Source organism: Bacillus pretiosus, from assembly GCF_051294775.1.
Classification (GTDB): domain Bacteria; phylum Bacillota; class Bacilli; order Bacillales; family Bacillaceae_G; genus Bacillus_A; species Bacillus_A wiedmannii.
On record NZ_JBPPHF010000611.1, the window covers coordinates 1 to 281 of the forward strand.

The 281-nt window shown below is 38.1% G+C and carries 1 protein-coding gene; it reads right to left on the reverse strand.

Annotated elements, in window-relative coordinates; translation table 11 throughout:
- A partial coding sequence (locus ACSG5Z_RS32375; RefSeq protein ID WP_435712989.1) for an aminopeptidase occupies nucleotides 1-281 on the reverse strand: 281 nt, incomplete at both ends.

Below are 281 nucleotides of genomic sequence, written 5' to 3' on the forward strand. Positions count from 1 at the left end.
GTTTTAAGTGGCATTGTAAATACTTCTTCAGTTGGAATGTTCGCCATAAATGGTACGTTCTTTTCATGTAAGCTACCAGCACCAGCCCATACATGCTTTTCTGGAAGTTCGATCGTTAAATCTGTTCCAGGAGCTGTATAGTGAAGGGCTTTATAATGCTTTTCGTTTAAGTAATCAACTTTTGTATCTAACGTTTTATCGTGTTCTTTCCATGCTTCCACAGGATTTTCTAAATCCGCACGAGTAGCTTTGAAAATAGCATCCCATAGTTTTGCTTCTTG